General features: G+C 73.1%; 22 protein-coding genes. 14 read left to right on the top strand and 8 right to left on the bottom strand.

Annotation, left to right across the window (positions count from 1 at the left end; all coding sequences use genetic code 11):
- Positions 1-2: 2 nt before the first annotated feature.
- From AB0K14_RS27345 to AB0K14_RS27325, 5 genes are read right to left on the bottom strand one after another with little or no spacing between them, the layout of a single operon-like run.
- Positions 3-1763 (bottom strand): IucA/IucC family protein, encoded by a 1761-nt coding sequence (locus AB0K14_RS27345; RefSeq protein WP_360449625.1) that lies wholly within the window; start codon positions 1761-1763, stop codon positions 3-5.
- A complete protein-coding gene (locus AB0K14_RS27340) occupies positions 1756-3072 on the bottom strand; it encodes a SidA/IucD/PvdA family monooxygenase (protein WP_360449628.1) in 1317 nt (438 codons plus the stop codon). Before AB0K14_RS27340 ends, AB0K14_RS27345 begins: the two co-directional genes overlap by 8 nt.
- Positions 3069-3647 carry a GNAT family N-acetyltransferase gene (locus AB0K14_RS27335; RefSeq protein ID WP_360449631.1) on the bottom strand — a complete coding sequence of 193 codons (579 nt, stop codon included), beginning with the start codon at positions 3645-3647 and terminating at the stop codon, positions 3069-3071. Before AB0K14_RS27335 ends, AB0K14_RS27340 begins: the two co-directional genes overlap by 4 nt.
- A complete protein-coding gene (locus AB0K14_RS27330) occupies positions 3644-5335 on the bottom strand; it encodes an IucA/IucC family protein (RefSeq protein ID WP_360449634.1) in 1692 nt (563 codons plus the stop codon). Before AB0K14_RS27330 ends, AB0K14_RS27335 begins: the two co-directional genes overlap by 4 nt.
- On the bottom strand, positions 5332-6714 hold the full coding sequence (locus AB0K14_RS27325; RefSeq protein WP_360449637.1) for an aminotransferase class V-fold PLP-dependent enzyme: 1383 nt from the start codon (positions 6712-6714) through the stop codon (positions 5332-5334). Before AB0K14_RS27325 ends, AB0K14_RS27330 begins: the two co-directional genes overlap by 4 nt.
- Positions 6715-7010: 296 nt before the next feature.
- Here AB0K14_RS27325 and AB0K14_RS27320 point away from each other — a divergent pair, with 296 nt between their 5' ends.
- From AB0K14_RS27320 to AB0K14_RS27290, 7 genes are all read left to right on the top strand, one after another.
- Positions 7011-7406, top strand: coding sequence for a DUF948 domain-containing protein (locus AB0K14_RS27320; protein WP_360449639.1), 396 nt, complete (start codon positions 7011-7013; stop codon positions 7404-7406).
- Positions 7403-7672 (top strand): hypothetical protein, encoded by a 270-nt coding sequence (locus tag AB0K14_RS27315; protein WP_360449642.1) that lies wholly within the window; start codon positions 7403-7405, stop codon positions 7670-7672. The genes AB0K14_RS27320 and AB0K14_RS27315 overlap by 4 nt, the downstream gene beginning before the upstream one ends.
- 91 nt (positions 7673-7763) lie before the next feature.
- On the top strand, positions 7764-10436 hold the full coding sequence (gene alaS, locus AB0K14_RS27310) for an alanine--tRNA ligase (protein WP_360449644.1): 2673 nt from the start codon (positions 7764-7766) through the stop codon (positions 10434-10436).
- A complete protein-coding gene (gene ruvX / locus AB0K14_RS27305) occupies positions 10423-10935 on the top strand; it encodes a Holliday junction resolvase RuvX (protein WP_360449647.1) in 513 nt (170 codons plus the stop codon). Before alaS ends, ruvX begins: the two co-directional genes overlap by 14 nt.
- The gene (gene mltG / locus AB0K14_RS27300; RefSeq protein ID WP_360449649.1) at positions 10932-12152 is read left to right on the top strand and encodes an endolytic transglycosylase MltG; all 1221 of its coding nucleotides are present in this window, start codon (positions 10932-10934) and stop codon (positions 12150-12152) included. Before ruvX ends, mltG begins: the two co-directional genes overlap by 4 nt.
- Positions 12152-12994, top strand: coding sequence for a shikimate dehydrogenase (locus AB0K14_RS27295; RefSeq protein ID WP_360449934.1), 843 nt, complete (start codon positions 12152-12154; stop codon positions 12992-12994). Before mltG ends, AB0K14_RS27295 begins: the two co-directional genes overlap by 1 nt.
- Positions 12995-13312: 318 nt before the next feature.
- The gene (locus AB0K14_RS27290) at positions 13313-16171 is read left to right on the top strand and encodes a BTAD domain-containing putative transcriptional regulator (protein WP_364339102.1); all 2859 of its coding nucleotides are present in this window, start codon (positions 13313-13315) and stop codon (positions 16169-16171) included.
- A gap of 207 nt (positions 16172-16378) precedes the next feature.
- On the opposite strand, the gene AB0K14_RS27285 is transcribed toward AB0K14_RS27290, so the two are convergent.
- Genes AB0K14_RS27285 through AB0K14_RS27275 form a run of 3 tightly spaced genes read right to left on the bottom strand, consistent with a single transcriptional unit; the run spans position 16379 to position 18747 of the window.
- Positions 16379-16648: an HPr family phosphocarrier protein gene (locus tag AB0K14_RS27285; protein WP_360449654.1), complete on the bottom strand. Its 270-nt coding sequence runs from the start codon at positions 16646-16648 to the stop codon at positions 16379-16381.
- Positions 16649-16678: 30 nt separating this feature from the next.
- Positions 16679-17980: a PTS transporter subunit EIIC gene (locus AB0K14_RS27280; protein WP_360449657.1), complete on the bottom strand. Its 1302-nt coding sequence runs from the start codon at positions 17978-17980 to the stop codon at positions 16679-16681.
- Positions 17977-18747 (bottom strand): GntR family transcriptional regulator, encoded by a 771-nt coding sequence (locus AB0K14_RS27275; protein ID WP_360449660.1) that lies wholly within the window; start codon positions 18745-18747, stop codon positions 17977-17979. The genes AB0K14_RS27280 and AB0K14_RS27275 overlap by 4 nt, the downstream gene beginning before the upstream one ends.
- 165 nt (positions 18748-18912) lie before the next feature.
- Between AB0K14_RS27275 and AB0K14_RS27270 the strand changes: the two genes are divergently transcribed.
- From AB0K14_RS27270 to aroB, 7 genes are all read left to right on the top strand, one after another.
- On the top strand, positions 18913-19149 hold the full coding sequence (locus tag AB0K14_RS27270) for a PTS glucose/sucrose transporter subunit IIB (RefSeq protein ID WP_360449663.1): 237 nt from the start codon (positions 18913-18915) through the stop codon (positions 19147-19149).
- Entirely contained in the window at positions 19146-19598 is a 453-nt protein-coding gene (locus AB0K14_RS27265) for a PTS glucose transporter subunit IIA (protein ID WP_360449666.1), read from the top strand. The genes AB0K14_RS27270 and AB0K14_RS27265 overlap by 4 nt, the downstream gene beginning before the upstream one ends.
- An 84-nt stretch (positions 19599-19682) precedes the next feature.
- On the top strand, positions 19683-20240 hold the full coding sequence (locus AB0K14_RS27260; protein WP_360449669.1) for an A24 family peptidase: 558 nt from the start codon (positions 19683-19685) through the stop codon (positions 20238-20240).
- A gap of 72 nt (positions 20241-20312) precedes the next feature.
- A complete protein-coding gene (gene aroC / locus AB0K14_RS27255; RefSeq protein ID WP_360449671.1) occupies positions 20313-21512 on the top strand; it encodes a chorismate synthase in 1200 nt (399 codons plus the stop codon).
- Positions 21509-22036, top strand: coding sequence for a shikimate kinase (locus tag AB0K14_RS27250; protein WP_360449673.1), 528 nt, complete (start codon positions 21509-21511; stop codon positions 22034-22036). The genes aroC and AB0K14_RS27250 overlap by 4 nt, the downstream gene beginning before the upstream one ends.
- A gap of 6 nt (positions 22037-22042) precedes the next feature.
- Positions 22043-23113 (top strand): crosslink repair DNA glycosylase YcaQ family protein, encoded by a 1071-nt coding sequence (locus AB0K14_RS27245; RefSeq protein ID WP_360449676.1) that lies wholly within the window; start codon positions 22043-22045, stop codon positions 23111-23113.
- 19 nt (positions 23114-23132) lie between these two features.
- On the top strand, positions 23133-24239 hold the full coding sequence (aroB, locus tag AB0K14_RS27240) for a 3-dehydroquinate synthase (protein ID WP_360449679.1): 1107 nt from the start codon (positions 23133-23135) through the stop codon (positions 24237-24239).
- The last annotated feature ends 130 nt before the right edge of the window (positions 24240-24369 follow it).

Here is a 24369-nt window from a genome sequence, read left to right as displayed (position 1 = left end):
GGTCACCAGCCGTCCGCCGGTGCGATCGGCACGGCGTCGTGCAGCGGGTTCGGCAGGGTGCCCGTCTTCGGGACCGGTGGGCGGGCGGTCAGGTCCCGGTAGCCCAGGGTGATCCGGTAGCCGTTGAGGGGGTAGCGGAGGAACTCCGCGGTGGTCAGGGAGCCCTCGTCCATGCGGGCGGCCAGGGTCGGGAAGCGGTTGCGGTAGGCGTCCACCTCGCCGCGCACCATGCCCCAGAAGCGGTCCTCGGGCAGGGGGAGCAGGGTGGACAGCGGGCGGAAGACGCCGACCAGCAGGGCGTCCACGACGTACTGGCGCAGGATCTGCCACGGTTTGCGCGGCAGCACGGGGTCGTCGGCGTCCGGCTCCGGGCCGCGGGCGGGCACGTGGTCCACCGACACGTTCACGTCGTCCACCAGGTCGAGCAGGGCGACGCGCACCGGCACGTGGTCGCGGTCGGTGATCACCACGACGTTCTCGCCGTGCGGGTTGAACGTGATGCCGTACGTGTAGAGCACGTGCAGCAGCGGCCGGAACAGGGCGCGCAGCAGCGCGGCGAACCACACCGCCGGGTCCGTCCGCCCGATGTGCTCCAGCACCAGCGGCCGACCGGCGCGGTCCACGTGCAGCAGGGCCGCCAGCGACCAGGAACGCTCACCGGGTCGCAGGGAGACCGGCTCACGCCAGATGCACCCCATTGTCTCCAGCCACTGGTACGGCACGTCGCCCGCCCCCGACAGCCGCGGGTGCCGGACGGTCACCGAGGCGACCTCGCCGAGCAGGTTTGTGCCCCACTCGCCGATCAGCTTGTCCGCCCGCCACAGCCCGGTGAGCCACTGCGTGACGACCGGCGCGGCCTGCGTGCAGTGCGGCGGGATGCCCCGGTACACCGACGTGTTCAGCACCCGCAGCGGCAGCTTGACCTGGTACCGGTCCGGCGAGTCCACGTTGGTCATGGTGCGCACGGCCTGGGTCGGCAGGTACCGGTCCGGCGCCTCGCCCAGCTCCACGATCCGACCGGTGGCCAGCTCCGGCGCCCACAGGGTGCGCACGACGTGGTCCAGCTGCCACGGGTGCACCGGCAGCCACACGTAGGCCGCCGGGTCGGCCCCCGCCTCCCGCAACACCTCGGTGAACCGCTCCACCGTCACCGGGTCCAGCTCGCGCGCCCGCACGCCCTCCTCGGACAGCGACGACGTGCCGCGGAACTCGGCCAGGCCCCGGTGCACGGCCAGCCACGGCAGCCGCACGGGCGTGCGCGCCTCGGGCGCGTGCCGCGCCAGGTCGTCCGCCGAGAACCCGACCCGCCCCTTGTTCGCGATCAGCCACGGGTGCCCGGTCAGGTGCCCGTCCAGCTCGGCCTGCGGCAACGACACCAGCTCCGCCGCCGGCCACGCGGTCGACGCCAGCACCACGTCGGCCGCCAGCGTCGCGGTCACCTCGGCCAGGAACCCGGCGGTCGTGGCCGGGTCGACCCGCAGGAACCGGAACGCGTCCACCACGAACCGCTGCACGTCGTCGCACGGCTCCACCACGTCGTCGCCGAGGATGCCCGCCGCGGCCCGGCGCACCGACCCCGGCGTGACGGCCCACCCGCCGAACGCCGTCCGCGTCGCCGAGAACGTGTAGACCGCGTCGTCGAACCGCAGCTCGTGGCCCACCGGGTCGTCGAGCGCGGTCGGGGTCAGCAGCTCCTCGAAGCACAGCTCGCCGATCGCCTTCGCCAGCAACGCCGCCGAGCACTCCCGCCACAGGTCAGTCAACGTCGTCTCCCGGCTGCCCCGCGTCCCCCGGTCGACCGTCGTCGCCCGGAGCGCCGAAGCTGGTGTAGGCGGTGTGCTTGGGCAGCGGGTAGACCTCGCGGCCGGTCACCGCGTTGACGATGGTCGCGTTGCGCACCGCCCCGATGCCGAGGTCGGGCGCGGCCACGCCGTGGCTGTGCAGGTCGGCGTTCGCCACGAACACCCGGCCGGTGACGGACGGGTCCAGCGCGATCGAGTGGTCCAGCGCGACCACGTACCGGCCCTGCCCGTCCCGGCGCACGAACGGCTCCAGCGGCTCCAGGAACGGGGTCGGCGCCTGCCCGTACCCGGTGGCCGCCACGACGAGGTCGGTGTGGTGCCGGAACGTCCGACCGGTGTCCCGGTGCGCGCACGTCAGCACCACCTCGGAACCGGTGACCTCCGACGACACCACCGCCACGCCGGGCCGCAGCTCGACCGGCGCGAGCCCGTGCTCCCACTCCCGCCGGTACAGCAGGTCGTGCAGCTCCTCCAACGTCTCCGACGAGATCGCCCGGTAGTGCCGCCAGTGCTCCGCGCGCAACGCGTCCCGCCGGTCCTGCGGCAACGAGTGGAAGTGCCGCACGTACGACGGCGTGGTCATCTCCAGCACCAGCTTGGTGTAGTCCAGCGGCGCGAACACCGGCGTGCGGGTCAGCCACGTCACCGCCGGCCCGCCGTTCAGGTTGCGCCGCAACAGGTCCAGCACGATCTCCGCACCCGACTGCCCCGACCCCACCACGGTCACCCGCTCGGCGGACGGCGACCGGTGCAGGTAGTCGGAGCTGTGCACCAGCCGGTCACCCAGCCCGGCCAACGCGGGCGGCACCGACGGCGTGGTGCCGACCCCGAGCACCAGGTGCCGGGCGTCCACCGAGAACCCCGGCCCCGACACCGCGAACCGGCCGTCCTCCCACCGCACGGACGTCACCGCGTGCGAGAACCGCACCGGCAGCCGCGACGCCGCCCACCTCAGGTAGTCCTCGTACTCGCGCCGCGTCGGGTGGAACCTCTCGCGCACGTAGAACGGGTACAGCCGGTCCGCGTCCCGCAGGTAGGCCAGGAACGACAACGGGTGCCTCGGGTCGACCAACGTGACCAGGTCGGCCAGGAAGCTCACCTGGAGCACCGCGTCGGCGAACATCACCCCGCTGTGCCAGCGCAGCTCCGGCCGCGCCTCCAGCACCACCACGTCCAGGTCGTCCACGGTGGACGCCAGCGCGGCCAGGCCGAGGTTGAACGGACCGCACCCGATCGCCACCACGTCGGTGACGGGCCGCCCGGCGTTCATCGCGTGCGCACCATCAGCAGCGCCACCTTGTCCGGCAACAGCACCTCGCCCACCGGCGCGAACCCGCCCGCCGTGAACGACGCGATCGCACGCCGGTTGCGCACGTCCGGTTCCAGCAGCACCCGCGTGCACCGGGGGTCGGCGTCGAACAGGGCCGCGGTCAGCACCGGCAGCAGCTTGCGCACCAGCCCCTGGTCGGTCATCGACAGCTCGCCGACGGCGACGTGCAGCCCGAGGTCGTGCGGCCGGGCCTGGTAGACCTCCGCGACGACGTCCCGGGCCGCCCGGTAGACCTCCAGGTAGATCACCGGGTCCTCGCCCGGCCCCACCAGCACCGGCAACGAGTGCGTGCCGGACAACTGCCGGCGCAACTCCTCCTCCCAGCGCTCGCGCGGCCACGCCTGGTGCCAGAACGCGACCACGTGCGGCGCCTGCATCCAGCGGTGCACCAGGTCCAGGTCACGGGTGTCGGGGTCGACCACGCGGGCGTGCCAGCCGTCGGTGAGCACCGGCAGCGGGGGAGCGGGCACGGCGGACAGGTCGTCGGTGTGCCGGTAGGCGTCGAGGTGGGTCACCGGGCGCACCTGCCCTCCCGCAACGGGTTGGGGGCGTCGAAGTACACCGACTGCGCGTCCAGCGGCGCGAGCACCTCGTCGATGCCCTCCAGCCTGGTCAGCAGGTTCGCCTTGCACGGCAGCACGTCCGCCTCCAGCCACCTGCGCGCCAACCGGTCACCGTCCGGGCCCGCCTCGGCCAGCGCGGGCAGCGCCGCCTCCAACCGGGCCGCCATCACGCCCAGCAGGTCCCGCTCGTCGGCGAGCCCTTCCACGCCGAGGCAGCCGATCACCGCCAACGCCTGGTTGCGCAGCAGGTAGTAGGTGAGCCGGTCGTCCACGACCGCGTCGTCGACCACGGCCAGCGTGGACTCCTCGACACCCAGCCGCGCCAACACCCTCGGCAGGTGCGAGGCGGCCAGGTAGTAGCCCTGGTTGTCCCGGTAGCGGCCGCCGACCACCCGGCCCGCCGGGTCCAGCCGCACCAGCGTGTTCTGCTGGTGCGCCTCCAACCCGATGCCGGTCTCCGCGTACAGCCGCAGCATCGGCACCAGCACCCGGTCGGTGTAGTCGGCGACCCACTCGGCGGCGTTGAGCCGCAGCACGAGCTCACCCAGCAGGGAGCGACCGATACCCGGCCGTGGGGCCACCATGCCGGCCAGGCACCGCGAGTCGCCGATGTCCTCGGGCACCTCGCGCACGGCCACGTCCAGCCCGGTGACCTCGCCGCCCTCGTCCACCGCGATCCAGGTCGGGTCGCGCACGACGCTGAACTCCGGGTGCGCCTTCTCCGTGCCCTCCGCGTAGCCCGATTCGAGCAGCAGGTGGACCTCCGAGCCGCGGCGCAGCTCGGTGGCCGTCGACTCGCGCCGCGAGTTGGTGATCCGCAGGCCGAGCGACAGCTTCAGCATCACCGGCGCGCCGGTGCGGTACACCGTGCGCAGGCTGGACGTCGGCGACCACGCCGGCCCGAACTCGCCCAGGGGCTCCAGCAGCCCGCGCGAGATCAGGGACGCGATCCGCGGCCGGCGCAGCAGGTCGTGCGCCTGCCACGGGTGGGCGGGCACCAGCACGCGGCCCGGCTCGGGGCTGCGCCCGGCCAACGTCGACATCAGCGTGACCGCGTCCGGCCCGGCCACCGACCCGTGCGAGACGACCTGCTCGGCGGCGGAGAACCAGAACAGCGGGAACGACCCGCGCAGCTCCGGCGCGTACCGGGCGTTGTCGGCGTCGGACAGGCCGTCCCGGCTCTTGGGCGCGGGGTGGTGCAGGTGGCCGAGCATCAACCGCTGCTCGCTGTCGAGGAACCGGTCCGCCGGACCCACCGGCTCACGTCGCCGGTACGCCACGAACTCCGCGACCCGCCGCACCGACTCGGCCGTCCGCTCCACCAGATCGGCCGCGTGACCACCGGCTCCGCCGACAGTCGTGGGGTTTCCGGCTCCGCCGGTGGAAAGCTCCGCGCCCACCAACGCCACCGCCACCACCGGGTCCGCCGGTCTGCCCGCCAACGTCACCGCCCCGAACCGGTGCCGCCCGGTCGGCGACGCGTACCGCACCTCCGCCTCCAGCGGCAGCCCCAGCACGTCGATCCGCACCCGGTCCGCGACCGCCACGTTCCGCTCCCGCACCCAACAGCGCAGCAACGCCTCCAAGTGCGCGTGCTCCGCGGTCGACCGAGGGTCGCCCTCCAGCGGATCTGGTCTCATGCCGCACCTTCCACGAGTCGCTCGGCGGCTGACCCGGCCTCGCGGACCAGGGCCAGCAGCGCGGCCAGGTCCGCTTCCCGGGCGTTCGGGTTGAGCAGGGTCAACTTCAGGCACGTCACCTTGTCCACCTCGGTCCGACCGATCAGCGCCGCGCCCGCCCGCAGCAACGCCCGGCGCAAGCGCGCGTTCACCTCGTCGGCCCGCGAGTCGTCGGCCGGCCGGTACCGGAACACCACCGTGGTCAACGTGGCACCGCCGACCAGCTCGAACGACGGGTCGGCGGCGATCAGCGCGGCGGCGTGGCCGGCCAGCTCGTGGCACCGGTCCACCAGCGCGCCCAAGCCGGCGCGGCCCAGCGCGAGCAGCGTCGCGGCCACCTTCACGGCGTCCGGCCTGCGCGTGGTCTGCAACGACCGGCCCAGTGCGCCGTCGTAGCCCTCGGCCCGGTCGTCCTCGGGGTTGAGGTAGGCCACCGACCGCTCCAGCGGCGCGAACGACGACGCCGAGCGCACCAGCAGCACGCTCGCCGCCGCGGGCTGCCAGCCGATCTTGTGCAGGTCCGCGGTCACCGAGTCGGCCAGCGCCAGCCCGTCCACGAGCCCCGCCAGCTTGGCCGAGAACACCGCGCCGAAGCCGTACGCGGCGTCCACGTGCAGCCAGACGCCGTGCTCGTGGGCGATCGCGGCCAGTTCCGGCAGCGGGTCGACCGAGCCGAAGTCCGTGGTGCCCGCGGTCGCCACGACCGCCACCGGCGTGCCGCCCGCCCGCAGCACCGCCGCCACCGCCTCCGGCCGCATCCGCCGCCGCGAGTCGACCGACACCGGCCGCACGGCGTGCTCGCCGATGCCCAGCACCGCGCACGCCCGCGCCACCGAGAAGTGGGCCAGCTCCGAGCACAGCACCACCGGGTCGGGCAGCGCCGTCACCCCGTCGGACCGCACGTCCACGCCGAGCCGGGCGGCCGCGGCGTCGCGGGCCAGCAGCAGCGCGGTCAGGTTCGACAACGTGCCGCCGGGCGTGAACACGCCGTCGGCGTCCGCGTCGAACCCGGCCAGCCGGGCCAGCGCCGCCACCACCCACCGCTCCACCGCGAGCGCGGCCGGCCCGGAGTCGTAGGTGTCCAGCGAGGCGTTGCCCGCGCTGGCCAGCGCGTCGGCCGTGACGGCCACGGCCAGCGGCGGCGGTTGCAGGTGGGCGGCGGCGAACGGGCTGGTCAGGTCCACTCCACCCTCGGCGAGCACGGTCGTGACGCGGGCCAGCGCGGCGTCCGCGCCGATGCCGTGCTCGGGCAGGTCGCCGAGCACCCGGCGGGCCCTGGCCAGCACGTCGGCGGGCCTGCCCGGCGGAATCGGTCGTCCGGAGGGACTGGCGGCGAACACGGCACCTCCGACGATCGACTAAGGATAGGCTTACCTCATCTACTCGCTGCGGTGTGTGTCAAGGCCTCCGTGACCATCCGTGGTGTGACGATCACTCGCGTGACCACGCTAGCCGCCGCGACCACGATCGAACTGACGCCAAATGGGGGGTCTTGGGCGGACCGTCCCACCACGTGGCACGCCGCGTCGCGCGCCTAGCCCGATCTCATTCGGAGGCCCCTCGGCGGTCGCGGTAACCTTGACCACCACGCTGGAGTCCCGGCCAATCCGGTCACAGCAATCCACCAGGAGGATCCGTGTCGCCAGGGCAGATCGCCGCGCTGGTCGCCGCCGGCGCGTTCGTGCTGCTTGTGCTCCTGCTGGCGATCCCGTTGGTCAAACTGGGCCGCACGCTGGACGAGGCCACGATCGCCATCCGCAAGGCGCACCAGAACAGCGACCCGATCTTCACCGGCGCGAACACGACGATCACGCACGTGAACACGCAGCTGGAGCGGGTGGACGGGATCACCGCCAACGCCCGCGCGGTCACCGGCAACGTCTCCGCGCTCACCTCGCTGTTCACCGCCACCCTGGGCGGGCCACTGGTCAAGGCCGCCGCGCTGTCCTACGGCCTGAGCAAGGCCGTCCGCGCCCGCCGCGCGGCCAAGGAAGCGACCAGCAAGCACACCCGGCGCAGGGGCAGGCGATGAGGCGGCTGTTCTGGTTCGGGCTGGGTATCGCCGCGGGCGTGTTCGCCGCCCGCAAGGCCGGTCAGGCCGCGCACGCCGCCACGCCCGCGGGCATCGGCGAGAACGTCGGCCAGGGCCTGCGCGAGCTGGCGGGCGCCATCGGCTCCTTCGGCGCCGAGGTGCGCGCCGGGATGTCGGAGCGCGAACAGGAGTTGCAAGACACCGTGGAACGTCAGACGGGCTTCACGCCGGGTCGGCGAGCGCGCAGGGCGGACGACGCCAGGTAGGTCGTTCGTCCGCCTCGCCGTGCCCGATCGCCCTCGCCCGAGTGTCGGCTTCGCCGACGGTGGCTTCCACACTTCCTGAAGGACAAGACCCGTGCAGACCCACGAGATCATCAAGCGCTTCCGCGAGCACTTCGAGAACGCCGGCCACAAGTACGTGCCCAGCGCCTCGCTCATCCTGGACGACCCGAACCTGCTGTTCGTCAACGCCGGCATGGTGCCGTTCAAGCCGTACTTCCTCGGCGAGGCCCCGCCGCCGGACTCGCGCGCCACGAGCATCCAGAAGGTCGTGCGCACCGGCGACATCGACGAGGTGGGCAAGACCGCCCGGCACAACACGTTCTTCCAGATGGCCGGCAACTTCTCGTTCGGCGACTACTTCAAGGAAGACGCCATCCGGTTCGCCTGGGAGCTGATCACCAAGTCCCAGGACGAGGGCGGCTACGGCTTCGACCCCGAGCGCCTGTGGGTGACCGTCTACCTGGACGACGACGAGGCCATCGAGCTGTGGCAGAAGGTCGCCGGCCTCCCGCTGGAGCGCATCCAGCGGCGCGGCATGGCCGACAACTTCTGGTCGATGGGCGTGCCCGGCCCGTGCGGCCCGTGCTCCGAGATCTACTACGACCGGGGCCCGGAGCACGGCGCCGAGGGCGGCCCCGTCGCCGACGAGAACCGGTACCTGGAGATCTGGAACCTCGTCTTCATGCAGAACATCCGCGGCGAGGGGGGCTCCAAGGAGGAGTTCCCGATCGTCGGGGACCTGCCCGCCAAGAACATCGACACCGGCATGGGCGTCGAGCGGGTGGCCGTGCTGCTCCAGGACGTGGACAACGTCTACGAGACCGACCTGGTCCGCCCGGTGATCGCCAAGGCCGAGGAGATGTCCGGCCGCAAGTACGGCGACAACCCGGTCGACGACGTCCGCTTCCGCGTCATCGCCGACCACGCCCGCAGCGGCGTGCTGATCGTCGGCGACGGCGTCACCCCCGGCAACGAGGCCCGCGGCTACGTGCTGCGCCGCCTGCTGCGCCGCATCGTCCGCTCGGCCCGCCTGCTCGGCGTGACCGAACCGGTCCTGGTGCGGTTCGCCGAGGTCGTCCGCGACGCCATGGGACCGGCCTACCCCGACCTGGTCAAGGGCTTCGACCGGATCGCCCAGGTGCTCAAGGCCGAGGAGGACACGTTCCTGCGCACGCTGGACGCCGGGTCGCGGATCTTCGAGAGCGCCGCCGCCGAGGTCAAGTCCGACGGCCGCGCCACGCTGCCCGGTGACAAGGCCTTCCAGCTGCACGACACCTACGGCTTCCCGCTCGACCTCACTCTGGAGATGGCCGCCGAGGCCGGCCTGACCGTGGACGAGGACGGGTTCCGCAAGCTGATGGCCGAGCAGCGCGCCCGCGCCAAGGCCGACGCCGCCGGCAAGAAGACCGGCCACGGCGACCAGACCGTGTACCGGGAGCTGCTCGAACTCGGCGCCACCGAGTTCACCGGCTACACCGAGCTGGCCAGCGAGGCCACCCTGCGCGGCATCGTCAGCGGCGGCAAGCGGGTGCGCTCGGCCAAGGAAGGCGACATCGTCGAGGTCGTGCTCGACCGCACCCCGCTGTACGCCGAGTCCGGCGGCCAGGAGAGCGACGCCGGCGTGATCGTCTCCGGCAGCGCCGAGCTGGAGGTCGTGGACGTGCAGAAGGTGGCCCGCAAGCTGTGGGTGCACCAGGTGCGCGTGGTCAGCGGCGAGATCGCCGAGGGCGAGCACGTCGAGGCCAGGGTCGACCCGGAGTGGCGCGTCGGCGCCCGCCAGGGCCACTCGGGCACGCACGTCGTGCACGCCGCCCTGCGCCAGGTGCTCGGCCCGTCGGCCCTGCAGAGCGGCTCGTACAACAAGCCCGGCTACCTGCGGCTGGACTTCGCCTGGACCGGCGGTCTGTCGGAGGAGGCCCGCAGCGAGATCGAAGAGGTCTCCAACCTGGCCGTCCGCAAGGACCTGCCGGTGCAGGTCGTGTACACCGACATGGGTGGCGCCCAGGAGATGGGCGCCGTGGCCCTGTTCGGCGAGACCTACGACGAGACCGTGCGCGTGGTCGAGATCGGCGGGCCCTGGTCGCGTGAGCTGTGCGGTGGCACGCACGTCGAGCACTCGTCCCAGATCGGCCCCATCACGGTGATCGGCGAGTCGTCGGTCGGCTCCGGCGTGCGCCGGTTGGAGGCCTACGTCGGCATCGAGGCCTTCAAGTACCTGGCCCAGGAACGGGCCCTGGTGCAGAACGTCGCCGCCATGCTGAAGGTGCCCGACGCCGAGGTGCCCGCCCGGGTCGAGGCCCTGGTGGAGCGACTGCGGGTGGCCGAGAAGGAGCTGGAGAAGGTCAAGGCCGCCCAGCTCGTGGCCAACGCCGGTTCGCTGGCCGACCAGGCCATCGACGTGCGCGGCGTGTCCCTGGTGGCCCTCCAGCTGCCCGAGGGCACGTCCGGCGCGGACGTGCGGACCATCGCCGGCGAGGTGCGCAACCGGCTCGGCGACAAGCCGGGCGTGGTCGGCCTGTTCGCCCCCGACGGCGACAAGGTCAGCTTCGTGGTGGCCACCACGTCCGCCGCCCGTGACCTGGGGCTGGCCGCCGGGAAGCTGGTGCCCGCCTTCGCCCCGGCCGTGGGCGGTCGTGGCGGCGGCAAGCCGGACCTCGCCCAGGGCGGCGGCACGAACCCGGCTGGTGTCGGCGCCGCCATCACCGCCCTGCGCACCGAGGTGGACCGCGCCCTTGAACAGCGCTGACCGCCCCGGCGTCGACGATCCCGGCCTCGGTCGGAGGCTGGGCGTCGACGTCGGCGCGGTGCGCGTAGGGGTGGCGACGAGCGATCCGGGGGCGTTCCTCGCCACACCGCTCGTGACCCTGGCGCGCGACGCGAAGACCAACCGTGACCTGCAAGAACTCGCCGACCTGGTGGTCGAGCACGACATCGTGGAGGTCGTGGTCGGCCTGCCTCGCACGCTGGCCGGGAAGCACGGGCCGGCGGCGGCGACCGCGGCGGCGTACGCTGCGGCGTTGGCCGAGCGCGTCGCACCGGTTCCGGTGCGTCTCACCGACGAGCGGCTGACCACCGTCACGGCGAGCCGGGTGCTCGCCGAACGCGGGGTGCGAGGCAAGAAGCAACGCGCCGTCGTGGACCAGGCTGCCGCGGTCGAGATCCTGCAGTCCTGGCTGGACGCACGGGCGCGACAAGTGGCTCGATCCGCTGCGGAGCGGGCCCCCGGAGCTAAGGACGGCTCGTGAACGACGACCTCGGGTTGTTCACCGATCCCGACGCGCGCCACGACGAGCGGGTGGCGCGTGGCAAGAGCGACGCCGCGGCCCGCCGGGCCAAGCGCAGGCGCAAGCGGACGATCCTGTGGGTCGTCGTGGCGCTGGTGCTGACCGGCGGCGGCGTCGGCGCGTACTACGGGTACCGCACGCTGAGCGGCATCGGCTCGTTCGACGACTTCGCCGGTGGCGGCGAGGCCGACGTGGTGGTCGAGGTGAAGGACGGTGACCTGGTCACCACCATCGCGACCACGCTCAAGGACCAGGGCGTGGTGGCCAGCGCGCGGGCGTTCACCGAGGCGGGCGCGGACGACTCGCGGGTCACCGCGATCCAGCCCGGCTTCTACCTGATGAAGACCAAGATGTCCGGCGCGGCCGCGGTGGCGCGGATGGTCGACCCGGCGGCCAAGGTCGTGCCGCTGGAGGTCAAGGGCGGCTACGTGCTGCACGACCTCACCGCGCAGGACGGCGGCATCACCAAGGGCATCCTGTCGAAGCTGTCCGACGCCTCGTGCGTGGAGCTGGGCGGGGCCAAGCAGTGCGTGACGCCCGAGCAGCTGCGCGACGCGGCGGACAACGCAGACCCGGTCGCCCTCGGCATCCCCGAGTGGGCGCTGCCCGACGTGGCCGCCGCGCCGAAGGAGAACCGGCTCGAAGGCCTCATCCTGCCGGGCCTGTACCACCTCAAGCCCGGTGCGAACGCCGTCGAGCTGCTCAAGAGCGTGATCGCCACGTCACTGGGCCGGTTGCAGGGCTACGGCATCCCCAGCGGCACGGGGAAGACGGGGTTCCGCCCGTACGAGGTCCTGGTGATCGCCTCCCTGATCGAGAAGGAAGGCCTGACCAAGGACTTCGGCAAGATCTCGCGGGTGATCTACAGCAGGCTCGCGCTGCCGCAGAAGCTGGAGCTGGACTCCACGGTCAACTACAAGCTGGACCGGCCGCACATCACCACCAGCGACGCCGACCGCGACAAGTCCGGGCCGTTCAACACCTACAAGGTGCAGGGGTTGCCGCCCACGCCGATCGGCTCGCCCGGCCGTGAGGCGATCACCGCCGCGATCACGCCCGAGGACGGGCCGTGGATGTACTTCGTGAAGTGCGAGAAGGACGGCACGTCGTGCTTCACGACCAACTACGACGAGCACCGGGCCGTGTCGGACAAGGCTCGCGCGGAAGGCGTCTTCTGATCGTGGCCCGTCGTGCGGCGGTCATCGGCTCGCCGGTGGCCCACTCGTTGTCACCGGTGCTGCACAACGCCGCCTTCGCCGCACTGGGCCTGTCCGACTGGGCGTACACGCGGGTCGAGTGCACGGCCGAGGAGGTCCCGTCGCTGGTCACGGACCTGGACTCGACGTGGGCGGGACTCTCGGTGACCATGCCGAACAAGCGCGCGGCGCTCGCGGTCGCCGCCACCGCGACCGCACGCGCGGTGCGGGTGGGCGCCGCCAACACGCTGGTGCCCACGGCCGAGGGGTGGCGGGCCGACAACACCGACGTGGACGGCGTGCTGGGCGCGTTGCGGGCCTCGTGCGGCTTCACGTCCGGTCGTCGTGCGGTGCTGCTCGGCGCGGGCGGCACGGCCACGGCGGCCCTGGTGGCCCTCGCCTCGGCCGGCGTCCGCGAGGTGTCGCTGGTGGTCCGCTCGGTGAGCCGGGCCGCGGAGGCCGAGTCGTGCGCGTCCCGCCTCGGTCTGGCGCTCGACGTGGTCACCTGGGACACCGCGGACTTCGCCGCGCTCGCCTCGGCGTCGGACGTGCTGGTCAGCACCGTGCCGCCGGGCGCGACGGAACCGGTCGCCACGGCGTTGGCCGAGGCGCCGTGCGTGCTGGACGTGATCTACCACCCGTGGCCGACGCCGTTGGCGCTCGCGGTGGCGAAGAGGGGCCGCACCCTCGCGACCGGCCTCGACATGCTCCTGCACCAGGCGTTCGGCCAGGCGGAGCAGTTCACCGGCCTGCCCGCGCCGCGCGAGGCGATGCGCCGGGCGCTGCGGGACGCGACGGACCACGTCCTGCCGTTGCCGTGCTAGCCGGGGCGGGCCAGCGCGACGTGTTCGACCGCGCCGGAGCCGCACCCGGCCCCGGTCTCGTCCCGCGCACGTGAACAGTCACTCCACCGAGCCCTTTCGTGATCCGCTCCCGGTCGTACCGGGCCGGGGCTCCCGGGCGTGGCACCCGGTCCGCACCCCTCGGAGCGGACCGGCCGACCCGGGCGCCGGCCCGTGCCGGCGGGCTCGCCGCAGCCGTGGTTCGATGCTAGTCAATGGATCTTGTAGCGATCTTGTGGCGATCCTGAGGCGCCGGGTGCCGCCGCCCGCGTGCCCGGCGGATCCGGCTCCGGGGGCGTGATGGAGGTGCGGTTCAGGCTGCTGGGGCCGGTCGAGGTGCACGTCGACGGCCGCCGGCTGGACATCGGGCACGCGCGGCAGCGCCACGTGCTCGCCGCGCTGCTGGTCGACCTCAACCGGGCCGTGTCGCTCGACCAGCTCGTCGACCGGTTGTGGGACGCGCCGCCGCGCACGGCACGCGACTCGCTCTACAGCTACCTGTCCCGGTTGCGTGCCGTGCTGGGCGCCGTGGACGACGTGGACCTGGTCCGACGGGGCGGCGGGTACGTGCTGGTCGGCGACGAGGATGCGGTGGACCTGCACGGGTTCCGCGGGCTGGTCGCGCGCGCCCGTGCGGCGGACGACGAACGCGCCGTCGGGCTGTTCGACCAGGCCCTCGGCCTGTGGCGCGGACCGGTGGCGGGCGAGATGGACAGCTCGTGGATCGACGGCGTGCGGGCGCGGGCGGACGAGGAGCGGTTGCTCGCCGAACTCGACCGCAACGACGTGCTGCTGCGCCGGGGTGAGCACGCGGCCGCGGTGGCGGGCATCGCGGCGCAGGCCGCCGACCGGCCGTTGGACGAGCGGCTGGCCGGCCAGCTGATGCTCGCGCTGTACCGCTCCGGCCGGCAGGGCGAGGCGCTCGACGCCTACCGCCGCGTCCAGCGCCGGCTGGTCGAGGAGCTGGGCGCCGATCCCAGCCCGCCGCTGCGGCGGCTGCACCAGCGGATCCTCACCGCCGACCCGGTGCTTGGCGGTCACGCGCCCGCCGACCTGGCGCTTGGCGGTCACGCGCCCGCCGACCTGGCGTTTGGCGGTCATGCGCCCGCCGCGCCGGCGCCGAGCCGGTCGACCGCGCCGGTGCCGCGCCAGCTGCCGCTGCCGCCGCCGCTGTTCACCGGCCGCACCGCGGAGCTGACCTGGCTCGACCGGGCGGTGCCCGCGTCGTCCGCGCCCGACCGCCGGTCCGCCGTGGTGGCGATCAGCGGACCCGGTGGCGTGGGCAAGACGTCGTTGGCGCTGCACTGGGCGCACCGGGACGCGCGGCGCTTCCCGGACGGCCAGCTGTACGCGAACCTGCGTGGCTTCACCCCGTCCGGCACGCCGTCGTCGTCGCCCGCGGTGATCCGGGTGTTCCTCCAGGCGCTCGGCGTCGACACCGACGCGATCCCGCCTGACGACGAGGCCCGGATCGGGTTGTACCGGAGCCTGACCGCGGACAAGCAGCTGCTCGTGCTGCTGGACAACGCCCGCGACTCCGAGCACGTGGCCGACCTGGTGCCCGGCGGCCAGGCGTGCACGGTGGTCGTGACCAGCCGGCGGCACCTGACCGGTCTGGTCACCACGCACGGCGCCCGCCAGCTGACGTTGGACGTGCTGCCCGCGGCCGAGGCGCGCGACCTGCTGGTCCGCCACATCGGCCCGGAGCGCGCCGACCGCGAGGGGCACGAGGTGCCCGCGCTGGCCGAGCGGTCGGCCGGGCTGCCGCTGGCGATCAGCGTGATCGGCGCGCGGGCGGCGGTGCGGGCCGACCTGCCGCTCGCCGAGCTGGCCAGGGAGCTCGACAACGCGGCGGCGCCGCTGGACGCGTTCGAGGCGGGCGAGATCACCGCCAGCGTCCGCGCCGTGTTCGCCTCGTCGTACCGGGCGCTGCCCGACGGCGCGGCGCGTGCGTTCCGGCTGCTCTCGGCGGGCAGCCCGGAGATCGGCCTGGCGGCGGTGGCCGCGCTGCTGGGCGTCGCACCGTCGCGGGCGCGGGTCGAGCTGACCGAGCTGTGCCAGGCGAACCTGCTGCACGAGCACGTGCCGGACCGGTTCCGGATGCACGACCTCGTGCGCCTGTACGCCGACGAGCGGGCGCGCCACGACGAGCCGGCCGAGTCGCTGGTGCCCGCGGTGCGCCGGCTCGTGGACCACTACCTGCACACGGCATTGGCCGCGCAGCAGCACATGGACCACTCCGGTGCCGTCCTCGTGCTGAGCCCGGCGGTCCCGGGCAGCGGGCCGCTGTCGTTCGACACCGACAAAGCAGCCATGACCTGGTACGACGAGGAGCACCAGGTCATCCTCGACACCCAGCGGACGGCCGCCCGGTACGGCTGGGACCTCCAGGTGTGGCAGTTCGCCGAGGTGTTGCGGAGCTACCAGCTGCGGCGCCCACCGGACCCCGCCGACGGCCGCGCGACCTGGGAGCAGGCGCTGGGGGCGGCGGAACGACTCGGTGACCGCAGGCTCGCCGCGAAGTGCCACCGGTTCCTCGGGCACATCGCGGCCCGGCACGACTTCGGACCGCAGGCGATCGAGCACCTGCGGCAGGCCGTGGGGCTGCTGGAGGACTCGGGCGACGAGCTGGAGCAGGCGCGCACGCACCTCGCGTTCGCCTGGGTGCTCGAACGCCACGGCGACGACGCCGCCGCGCTGGACCACTCGCTCGCCGCGCTGCCGCTGTTCCGGTCCTCCGGTTCCCGGCCGGGCGAGGCGGACGCGCTGAACGCGGTCGGGTGGTACCAGTCCAGGCTGGGCCGGCTCGACGAGGCCGCCGAGCACTGCGGTCTCGCTCTGGCCCTGTACCGCGAGTCCGGCGACCGCAACGGTGAGGCGAACACGCTGGAGAGCCTGGGTTTCATCGCCCACAACGCCGGTCGGCACGACATCGCGATCGACCACTACGAGCAGGCGCTGCGCCTGTTCCGCGAGGACGAGAGCGCCTACCAGGAGGCCGACACCCTGGTGCGGATGGCCGACGCCCACCTCGCCCGCGGCGCCCACTGCGAGGCCAGGCGAACCTGGGAAGCCGCCCTGGTCCTCCTGCACCGCCAAAGCCGCTCCCTGGAAGCCGCCGACGTCGAACGCTCCCTCCGCTCCCTCCCTCCACCCTGACCCCTGCCCTCTACCCCTGCCCTCTACCCCCTGCCCCCTCCGCGCGTCCTACCTCCAACCCGTGCGTGTCCTACCTCCAGAACGCGCGAGTCCTACGTTCAGGTCGCGCGTGTCCTACGTTCAGGACCCCCGAGTTCAACGCTCAGAACGTGCCACGGGCCCTGCTCGCGTGAAGTGCGAGCAGGGCCCGGTGACGTGCCGAGGCGATCAGCCTTCGTCGAGGTCGGTGGCGATGATCTCCGCGATCGCCTCCAGCGCGGCGTCCGCGCCGTCGCCTTCGGCCGCGAGGACGACCTCGTCGCCGTGCATCGCGCCGAGCGTCATCAGACCCAGCACGCTCGCCGCCTCGACCGGTTGGCCGTCGTCCTTGCGGATGGTGACCTTGACCGGTTGCCCGGCCGCCGCCTTCGCCAGCAGTGCGGCAGGGCGCGCGTGCAGTCCGACCTTGCTCGCCACGGTGACCCGTCGCTCAGGCATGACCCGTCCTCTCGTCCTTCGACTCGCCCGTCAGGACGCCGTGGCGTCCGACCGGCCTTCCTTCTCACGCCTGTCGGTCTTGGCGGTCTTCTCGCCGCCGTCGACCACGCTCTGGTCGTCCTCGGGATCCTCGTCCTCGGAACGGCCCGGCGTCTTCAGGTTCCACTTGGTGATCACGAAGCGGAACAGGAAGTAGTAGATCGCCGCGTAGATCACGCCCAACACCAGGATCAGCAGGGGTTTGGTCGCGATGTTGAAGTTGAGGATGTAGTCGATCGCACCGGCGGAGAAGCCGAACCCGTCGTGGATGCCCAACGCGTTGCTGATGGCCAGCGACGTGCCGGTGAGCACCGCGTGGATCACGTACAGCGGCCATGCCACGAACATGAACGCGAACTCCAGCGGTTCGGTCACACCCGTGATGAACGACGTCAGCGCCGCCGAGCCCATGATGCCCGCGATGACCTTCCGCTGACCTGGCCGGGCGGTGTGCACGATGGCCAGCGCCGCCGCGGGCAGGGCGAACATGAAGATCGGGAAGAAGCCGGTCATGAAGGTGCCCGCGGTCGGGTCGCCTTCGAGGAACCGGGGGATGTCGCCGGTCTTGCCCTCGTAGTCGCCGAACTGGAACCACAGCACGTTGTTGACGATGTGGTGCAGGCCGAGCGGGATCAGCAGCCGGTTCACCACGCCGTAGATGCCCGCGCCGACGATCGTGCTGCCGGTGATGGCCTCGCCGACGTTCTTCAGGCCCGCCGCGAACACCGGGTACACCAGGCCCATCAGCACGCCGACGATCACGATCACGCCCGCGACCAGGATCGGCACGAACCGACGGCCGCCGAAGAACGCCAGGTAGGGAGGCAGCTTGATGCGGTGGTACCGCTGCCACAGCACGGCGGTGATCAGGCCGACGACGATGCCGCCGAGCACCCGGTAGTCGATCAGCACCGGGTCGGCGGTCGGGTCCGTCGGCTGGTCGAGGACCAGCGGCGACATCGCCTTGAACACGCCTTGCAGCACCACGTAGCCGACCACCGCGGCCAGACCCGTGGAACCGTCGCCGCGCCGGGCGAAACCGACGGCGATGCCGACCGCGAACAGCAGCGGCAGGTTGGCGAACAGCGCGTCGCCCGCGTTGCCGATGACCGCGGCTACCTGGTTCCAGCCGAGGCCCTTCTCGCCCAGCATGTCGGGCTGGCCCAGTCGCAGCAGAAGGGCGGCGGCGGGCAGCACTGCGATCGGCAGCATGAGGCTGCGACCGAAGCGCTGGAGACCGGCCAGTCCCTTGATCTCACGACCGCCGGTCGCCTGTGGGGCGCTGGCGCTCATGGGGTACCTCCCTTGGCGGAGTGGTGCGGGCCGGATTCCGGGACGGTCCGGTCCAATTGCATGGTCACCTGGTAGAGATCGCCCCGGTACCAGGACGTCATGTCCTCGACGGGCCTGCCTTGTGAGCTGGAGACCCGGCGGAAGACCAGCAGCGAGCTGCCGGGTCGGATGCCCAGCAACGTCGCGGTCTCGGGGTCGGCGCCCTCGGCCCACACGGTCTGGCCCGCGTGGTCGAGCTGCACCCCGTAGGTGTCGGCGATGAGGGTGTAGAGCGAGGTGGTGAGGTCGTGCCGGTCGAGGTCGGGCACGACCCGCGGGTTGTACCAGCCCCGTTCGACGGCGAGCGGCACGCCGTCCGCGCGGCGCAGGCGGACGAGCTTGCACGCCGGTTCGTGCGGTAGCAGGCCGAGCGCGGTGGCCGCCTCGGGCGGCGGCGCCTCCTCGGCGCAGGCCAGCACCTCGGTGGCCGGGGTCAGGCCGCGCCTGCGCATGTCGTCGGTGAACGACTCCAGGTACAGCTGCACGTCCAGGCGGCGCCGGGCGGTGAACGTGCCCCGGCCCTTGGCCCTGGTCAGCAGCCCTTCGGCGACGAGCTGGCCGACGGCGGCGCGGACCGTGATGCGGGACACCCCGTACTGCTGGGCGAGGTCGCGCTCGGACGGGATGGGCGAGCCGGGGGGCAGCTCCTGCTCGGCCATGCGCCGCAGGATGTCGCGGAGCTGGGCGTGCTTGGGCTTCGGCCCGTCGACGATCTCGCCGCGGTGCATGACACCTCCCCGGTGCTCGCGTCGGTAGACCCGGATTGGTACTTTCCGGTCTAGACCAGTTGGTGCGGGGAGGATGCTCCGCGCGCCAACCGGGTGTCAACCGCCGTTACGGGACCGTGCCCGAGCGGTGGCACCCTCAGGCCAGGTGTCGAGAGAGGACTTCAAGTGGCGGACGACAAGGCAGCGCGGATCCTCGCCGCGCTCGGCGGTGCGGACAACATCGTGGAGATCGAGCCGTGCATCACGCGCCTGCGCTGTGAGCTGGAAGACGGTTCCCTGGTGGACGAGAAGGCGTTGAAGGGCCTGGGCGCGCACGGCGTGATGCGCGCGGGCAACGTCGTCCAGGTGGTCGTGGGCCCCGAGGCCGACACGATCGCCAGCGACATCGAGGACCTCCTGTGACGTTGCGCGTGACCAGTCCGGTCAGCGGTCGCGTGGTGCCGCTGACCGAGGTGCCGGACCCGGTGTTCGCGCAGGCCATGGTGGGTCCGGGGGTGGCGGTCGAGCCCGACCGGGTGAGCGCCGACGTGGTGTCGCCGGTGGACGGCACGGTGGTGACGCTGCACCCGCACGCGTTCGTCGTGGCCACCGAGGACGGCGCGGCGGTGTTGGTGCACCTGGGGATCGACACGGTGAAGCGCAAGGGCGAGGGCTTCACGCTGCACGTGGTCAAGGGCGAGGTGGTGCGCGCGGGGCAGCCCGTGGTGACGTGGGATCCGGCCGAGGTGGAGGCGGCGGGTTTCGCGCCGATCTGCCCGGTGATCGCGCTGGACGCGGCGCCGGAGGTGGTGCTGGACCAGGCGGGCGGCCCGGTCGCGGCGGGTGACGCGCTGTTCTCCTGGCAGCGCTGACCTCCCGGTGGGAGTGCGGGTGAATGGTCCGTTCACCCGCACTTCTCGTTGCGCCACCGGTGTTGCGGGGCCGACGCTGGCCCCATGGTGATCTCGGGATTCCTGGCCGGCGCGGTGGGCGCCGGGTTGCTCCGCCGGCTGCCGCGCGGCGCGGACGTGCACTGGCTGTGGTGCGCCGCGCCGACGGCGGTGTTGTGGTTCGCGGCCTGGGCGCTGGCGCCGCCGCGGTGGCTGCCGGTGTCGCTGCTCGTGGCGTGGCTCGGCGTGCTGCTGACGGTGACCGACCTGCGCCACCGCCGCCTGCCGGACGCGTTGACGCTGCCCGCGTACCCGGTGATCGGTGTCGCGTTGTGGCTGTGCGGGGCGGACCTGTGGCGGGCGTTGGCGGGCTGCCTGCTGTTCGGCGGCTTCCACCTGCTGGTCCGCCTGCTGGCGCCGGCGGCGATGGGCGGGGGAGACGTGAAGCTGGCTGGCTCGCTCGGCGCGGTGCTGGCCTCGGTGTCGTGGCTCGCCCTACCGGTCGGCGCGCTGCTGGCGAGCGCGCTCACCCTCGTCCTGGGCCTGTGGTGGCCGGACGACGGCATCCCGCACGGTCCCGGCCTGGTGGCGGCGACGTGGCTGGTCGCGGTGTCGGCCGGCTGAGCCGCGCGGCGGGACGTCGGCACACCTCACCTGGGCTCTCGGCCCGCATTCACACTGTGGAAGGATCGCCCCGTGCTGCGCTGGATCACCGCTGGGGAGTCCCATGGACCGGCCCTCGTCGCCGTGCTGGAAGGCATGGTCGCCGGGGTCGAGGTCACCACTGCCGACCTGACCGCTCAACTGGAGCGCCGCCGCCTCGGGTTCGGCCGGAGCCCGCGCATGGGCTTCGAGGCCGACGAGGTCGAGATCCTCGGTGGTGTCCGCCACGGGCTCACCCAGGGCGGCCCCATCGCGGTCCGGATCGGCAACACCGAGTGGCCCAAGTGGCAGAAGGTGATGTCCCCCGACCCGGTCGACCCGGGCGAGCTCAAGCCGACCGGCCGCAACGAGGCGCTGACCAGGCCCCGGCCCGGCCACGCCGACCTGCCCGGCATGCAGAAGTTCGGCTTCGACGAGGCCCGGCCCGTGCTGGAACGCGCCAGCGCCCGGGAGACCGCGGCCCGCACCGCGCTCGGCACGGTCGCCCGCCACTTCCTCAAGCAGGTCTTCGACGTCGACGTGATCAGCCACGTCGTCTCCATCGGCAAGGCCAGGACGCCCGCCGACGCGCCCGTGCCGGGACCGGACGACCTGGCCGCCGTCGACGAGAGCCCGGTCCGGGCCTTCGACCCGCGCGGCACCGAGGCGATGGTGGCCGAGGTCGAGGCGGTCAAGGAGGCGGGTGACACGGTCGGCGGCGTCATCGAGGTCATCGCCTACGGCCTGCCGCCGGGCATCGGCTCGCACGTGCACTGGGACCGCCGCCTCGACGCACGGCTGGCCGGCGCGCTGATGGGTGTGCAGGCGATGAAGGGCGTCGAGATCGGCGACGGCTTCACCACCGCCGAGCGGTGGGGCAGCCAGGCCCACGACGAGATCGACCGGGGCACCGGGCCGAAGGGCGTCACGCGCCGCTCCAACCGGGCGGGCGGCCTGGAGGGCGGCATCACCAACGGCGAGCCGCTGCGCGTGCGCGTCGCCATGAAGCCGATCTCCACCGTGCCCCGTGCCCTGTCCACCGTGGACGTCCGGACGGGAGAGCCCGCGGTGGCGATCCACCAGCGCTCGGACGTGTGCGCGGTGCCGCGCGCGGGCGTGGTGCTGGAGTCCGTGGTGGCGCTGGTGCTGGCCGAGACGGCGCTGGAGAAGTTCGGCGGCGACTCGATCGCCGAGACCAAGCGGAACGTCGTCGCCTACCTGGAGTCGCTGGAAGCCCGCTGGGAGGGGATGTGAGCCCTCGGTTCGTCGTCCTCGGCCCACCCGGAGCCGGTAAGACGACGGTCGGCCGGCTGCTCGCCGAACGCCTCGGCGTCGCCTTCCGCGACACCGACGACGACGTGGTGGCCACCGCGGGCAAGCCGATCTCCGACATCTTCACCGACGACGGCGAAACCGCGTTCCGCGCGTTGGAGGAGGAAGCCGTCGCCGAAGGCCTGAAGACCCACGACGGCGTGCTGGCGCTCGGCGGCGGAGCGGTGCTGTCCGCGACCACCCGCGGTCGCCTCGCGGGCCACGCCGTGGTCTTCCTCAACGTCGGCATGGCCGAGGGCGTGAAGCGCACCGGCATGTCCAGCGCACGGCCCCTGCTGGCTGGCGTGAACCCGCGCGCGACGTTCAAGTCCCTGCTCGACGCGCGGCTGCCGCTGTACCGGGAGGTCGCCACGATCGAGGTGGCCACCGACGACCTCGCCCCCGAGCAGGTGGTCGACGCCGTGCTGGGCGACGCCGTGCTGGGCACGCCTGCGCCGGGGACCTGATCCCCGGTGGACCTGACCGGTGCCCGCGTCCTCGCGCACCGAGCCGCGGTGCAGGGCCTGCACGGCGACGCCCCCGACGCGGTGCTGCCGTTGGGCGTGGTGGACAGCCCGCCCAAGACGGGCGCCGCGGCGTTGGGCGTGCGCGGGCGCCGTGCGGGCACCGAGGACCTGGTGCGGGTGCTGAGCCTGCGCGGTGCGCCGCACCTGCACCGCCGCGAGGACCTGCCCGCGTTGCGCCGTCAGCTCCGGCCGCGCACCCTGCGGCAGCTGGCGGCGTGGTGCGGCGCGTACCCGGTGCCCGACCTGGAGCACGTCGACCTGGTCGTGGACCTCATGCACCGCGAGTTCCCCGGCGACACGGCCACCAAGGGCGAGCTGTCCGCCGCGATCAGCCCGCGGCTGCCCGAGGTCGCCCGCCCGCACTGCCCGACGTGCGGCACCGACCACGTCATCGAGAACCTGTTCCGCCTCGGCACGCTCCTCGCGGGCATCGAGCTGGAGCACCACGGCGCGAAGCTGGTCTTCCGCCGACCGACCGCGCGACCCGTCGTCGAAGACCCCGGCGAACCGACCCTGCTGCGCGACTACGCGCGGCTCGTCGGGCCGTTCGCCAAGGCCGACGCGGAGAAGTGGCTCGGCGCGGGACCTCAGGACGCGTGGCCCGAACTGCGCCCGGTCCGGGTCGACGGCAAGCGGCTGCTCGCGCACGAGGACTTCCTCGATGCGGTTGCGGCGGGCGGTCCTGTTGCGGCAGGTGGTGCGGCGACGCCGGACCCGCCCGCCGGGCTGCTGCTGTTCCCGCGCGACCCGTACCTGCTCGGCCCGCGCCACCTGGTCGCCGACCCGGACGTGGCCAAGCGGGTGTGGCGGCCCGTCGGCGCCCCCGGCGCGCTCGTGCTGCACGGCCGGGTGGCGGGTGCGTGGCGGCACGAGTTCAGCGGCCGCACGGTGACGTTCCAGGTCACCGGCTGGTCGAAGGTCAAGGGCACGGCTCGGCGGGCGATCAAGGACCAGGCCGCTGTGCTGGCCGGGGTGTGGGGCGGCAACGTGCTCGGACCGGACGTGGTCGAATGGTGACCCGACGAGGGGAGTGGTGATGGGCGAGCCGGTGCGGATCCGCGTGGCCGCGGAACGACCGTACGACGTGGTGGTGGGCCGCGGCCTGCTCGGCGACCTGGTCGAGACCCTGAAGGGCACGGCCAGGGCGGCGATCGTCCACACGCCCACGCTGGCCGAGACCGCCGACGCGGTCCGCGGCGAGTTGGAGGCGGCCGGGATCGACGCGCACCGCGTCGAGGTCCCCGACGCCGAGGACGGCAAGGACCTGCGGGTCGCCGGGTACTGCTGGGACGTGTTCGGCCGCATCGGCCTCGGTCGCTCGGACGTCGTGATCGGCCTGGGCGGCGGCGCGGTGACCGACCTGGCCGGGTTCGTCGCGTCCACCTGGATGCGCGGGGTGAAGCTGGTGCACGTGCCCACCACGCTGCTGGGCATGGTGGACGCGGCGGTCGGCGGCAAGACCGGCATCAACACCGACGCGGGCAAGAACCTGGTCGGCACGTTCTACGAGCCGGAGGCCGTGCTGGTCGACCTGGCCACGCTGGAGACGTTGCCCCGCAACGAGCTGGTCGCGGGCATGGCCGAGGTGGTCAAGGGCGGGTTCATCGCCGACCCGGTGATCCTCGACCTGATCGAGGCCGACCCGAACGCCGCGCTGGACCCGTCCGGCGACGTGATCGAGGAGCTGGTCCGGCGCAAGATCCAGGTCAAGGCCGACGTGGTGTCCACCGACCTGCGCGAGTCGGACCTGCGGGAGATCCTGAACTACGGCCACACCCTCGCGCACGCCATCGAGCGCCGCGAGCGGTACCGCTGGCGGCACGGCGCGGCGGTCAGCGTCGGGCTGGTGTTCGCGGCGGAGCTGGCGCGCCTGGCGGGCAGGCTGGACGACGCGACCGCCGACCGGCACCGTTCGATCCTCACCTCGCTCGGCCTGCCGACCGGGTACGACCCGGACGCGCTCGGCCAGCTCCTGGAGGGCATGCGCACGGACAAGAAGACCCGCTCCGGCGTGCTGCGGTTCGTGGTGCTCGACGGGTTGGCGAAGCCCGGGCGGTTGGAGGGGCCTGATCCGGCGCTGATCGCGGCGGCGTACTCCGCGGTGGCGGCCGAGTCGAAGTCGGGTGGGAGCGTGCTGCTGTGACGGCGGTCGAGGGGTGAGTGGTTGGGTGGTTGGGTCCGGCTCGATTTGACATGGGGCCCTTACGGGCACCCCAGGCAGGCCAAAGCCGGGCAGGCACGGCGGGGAAAAGCGTCCCGCCCTGCCTGCCCGG

The sequence above is a fragment of the Actinosynnema sp. NPDC050801 genome (assembly GCF_040673975.1).
Classification (GTDB): Bacteria; Actinomycetota; Actinomycetes; order Mycobacteriales; family Pseudonocardiaceae; genus Actinosynnema.
This window is presented reverse-complemented; position numbering and strand designations above follow the sequence as displayed.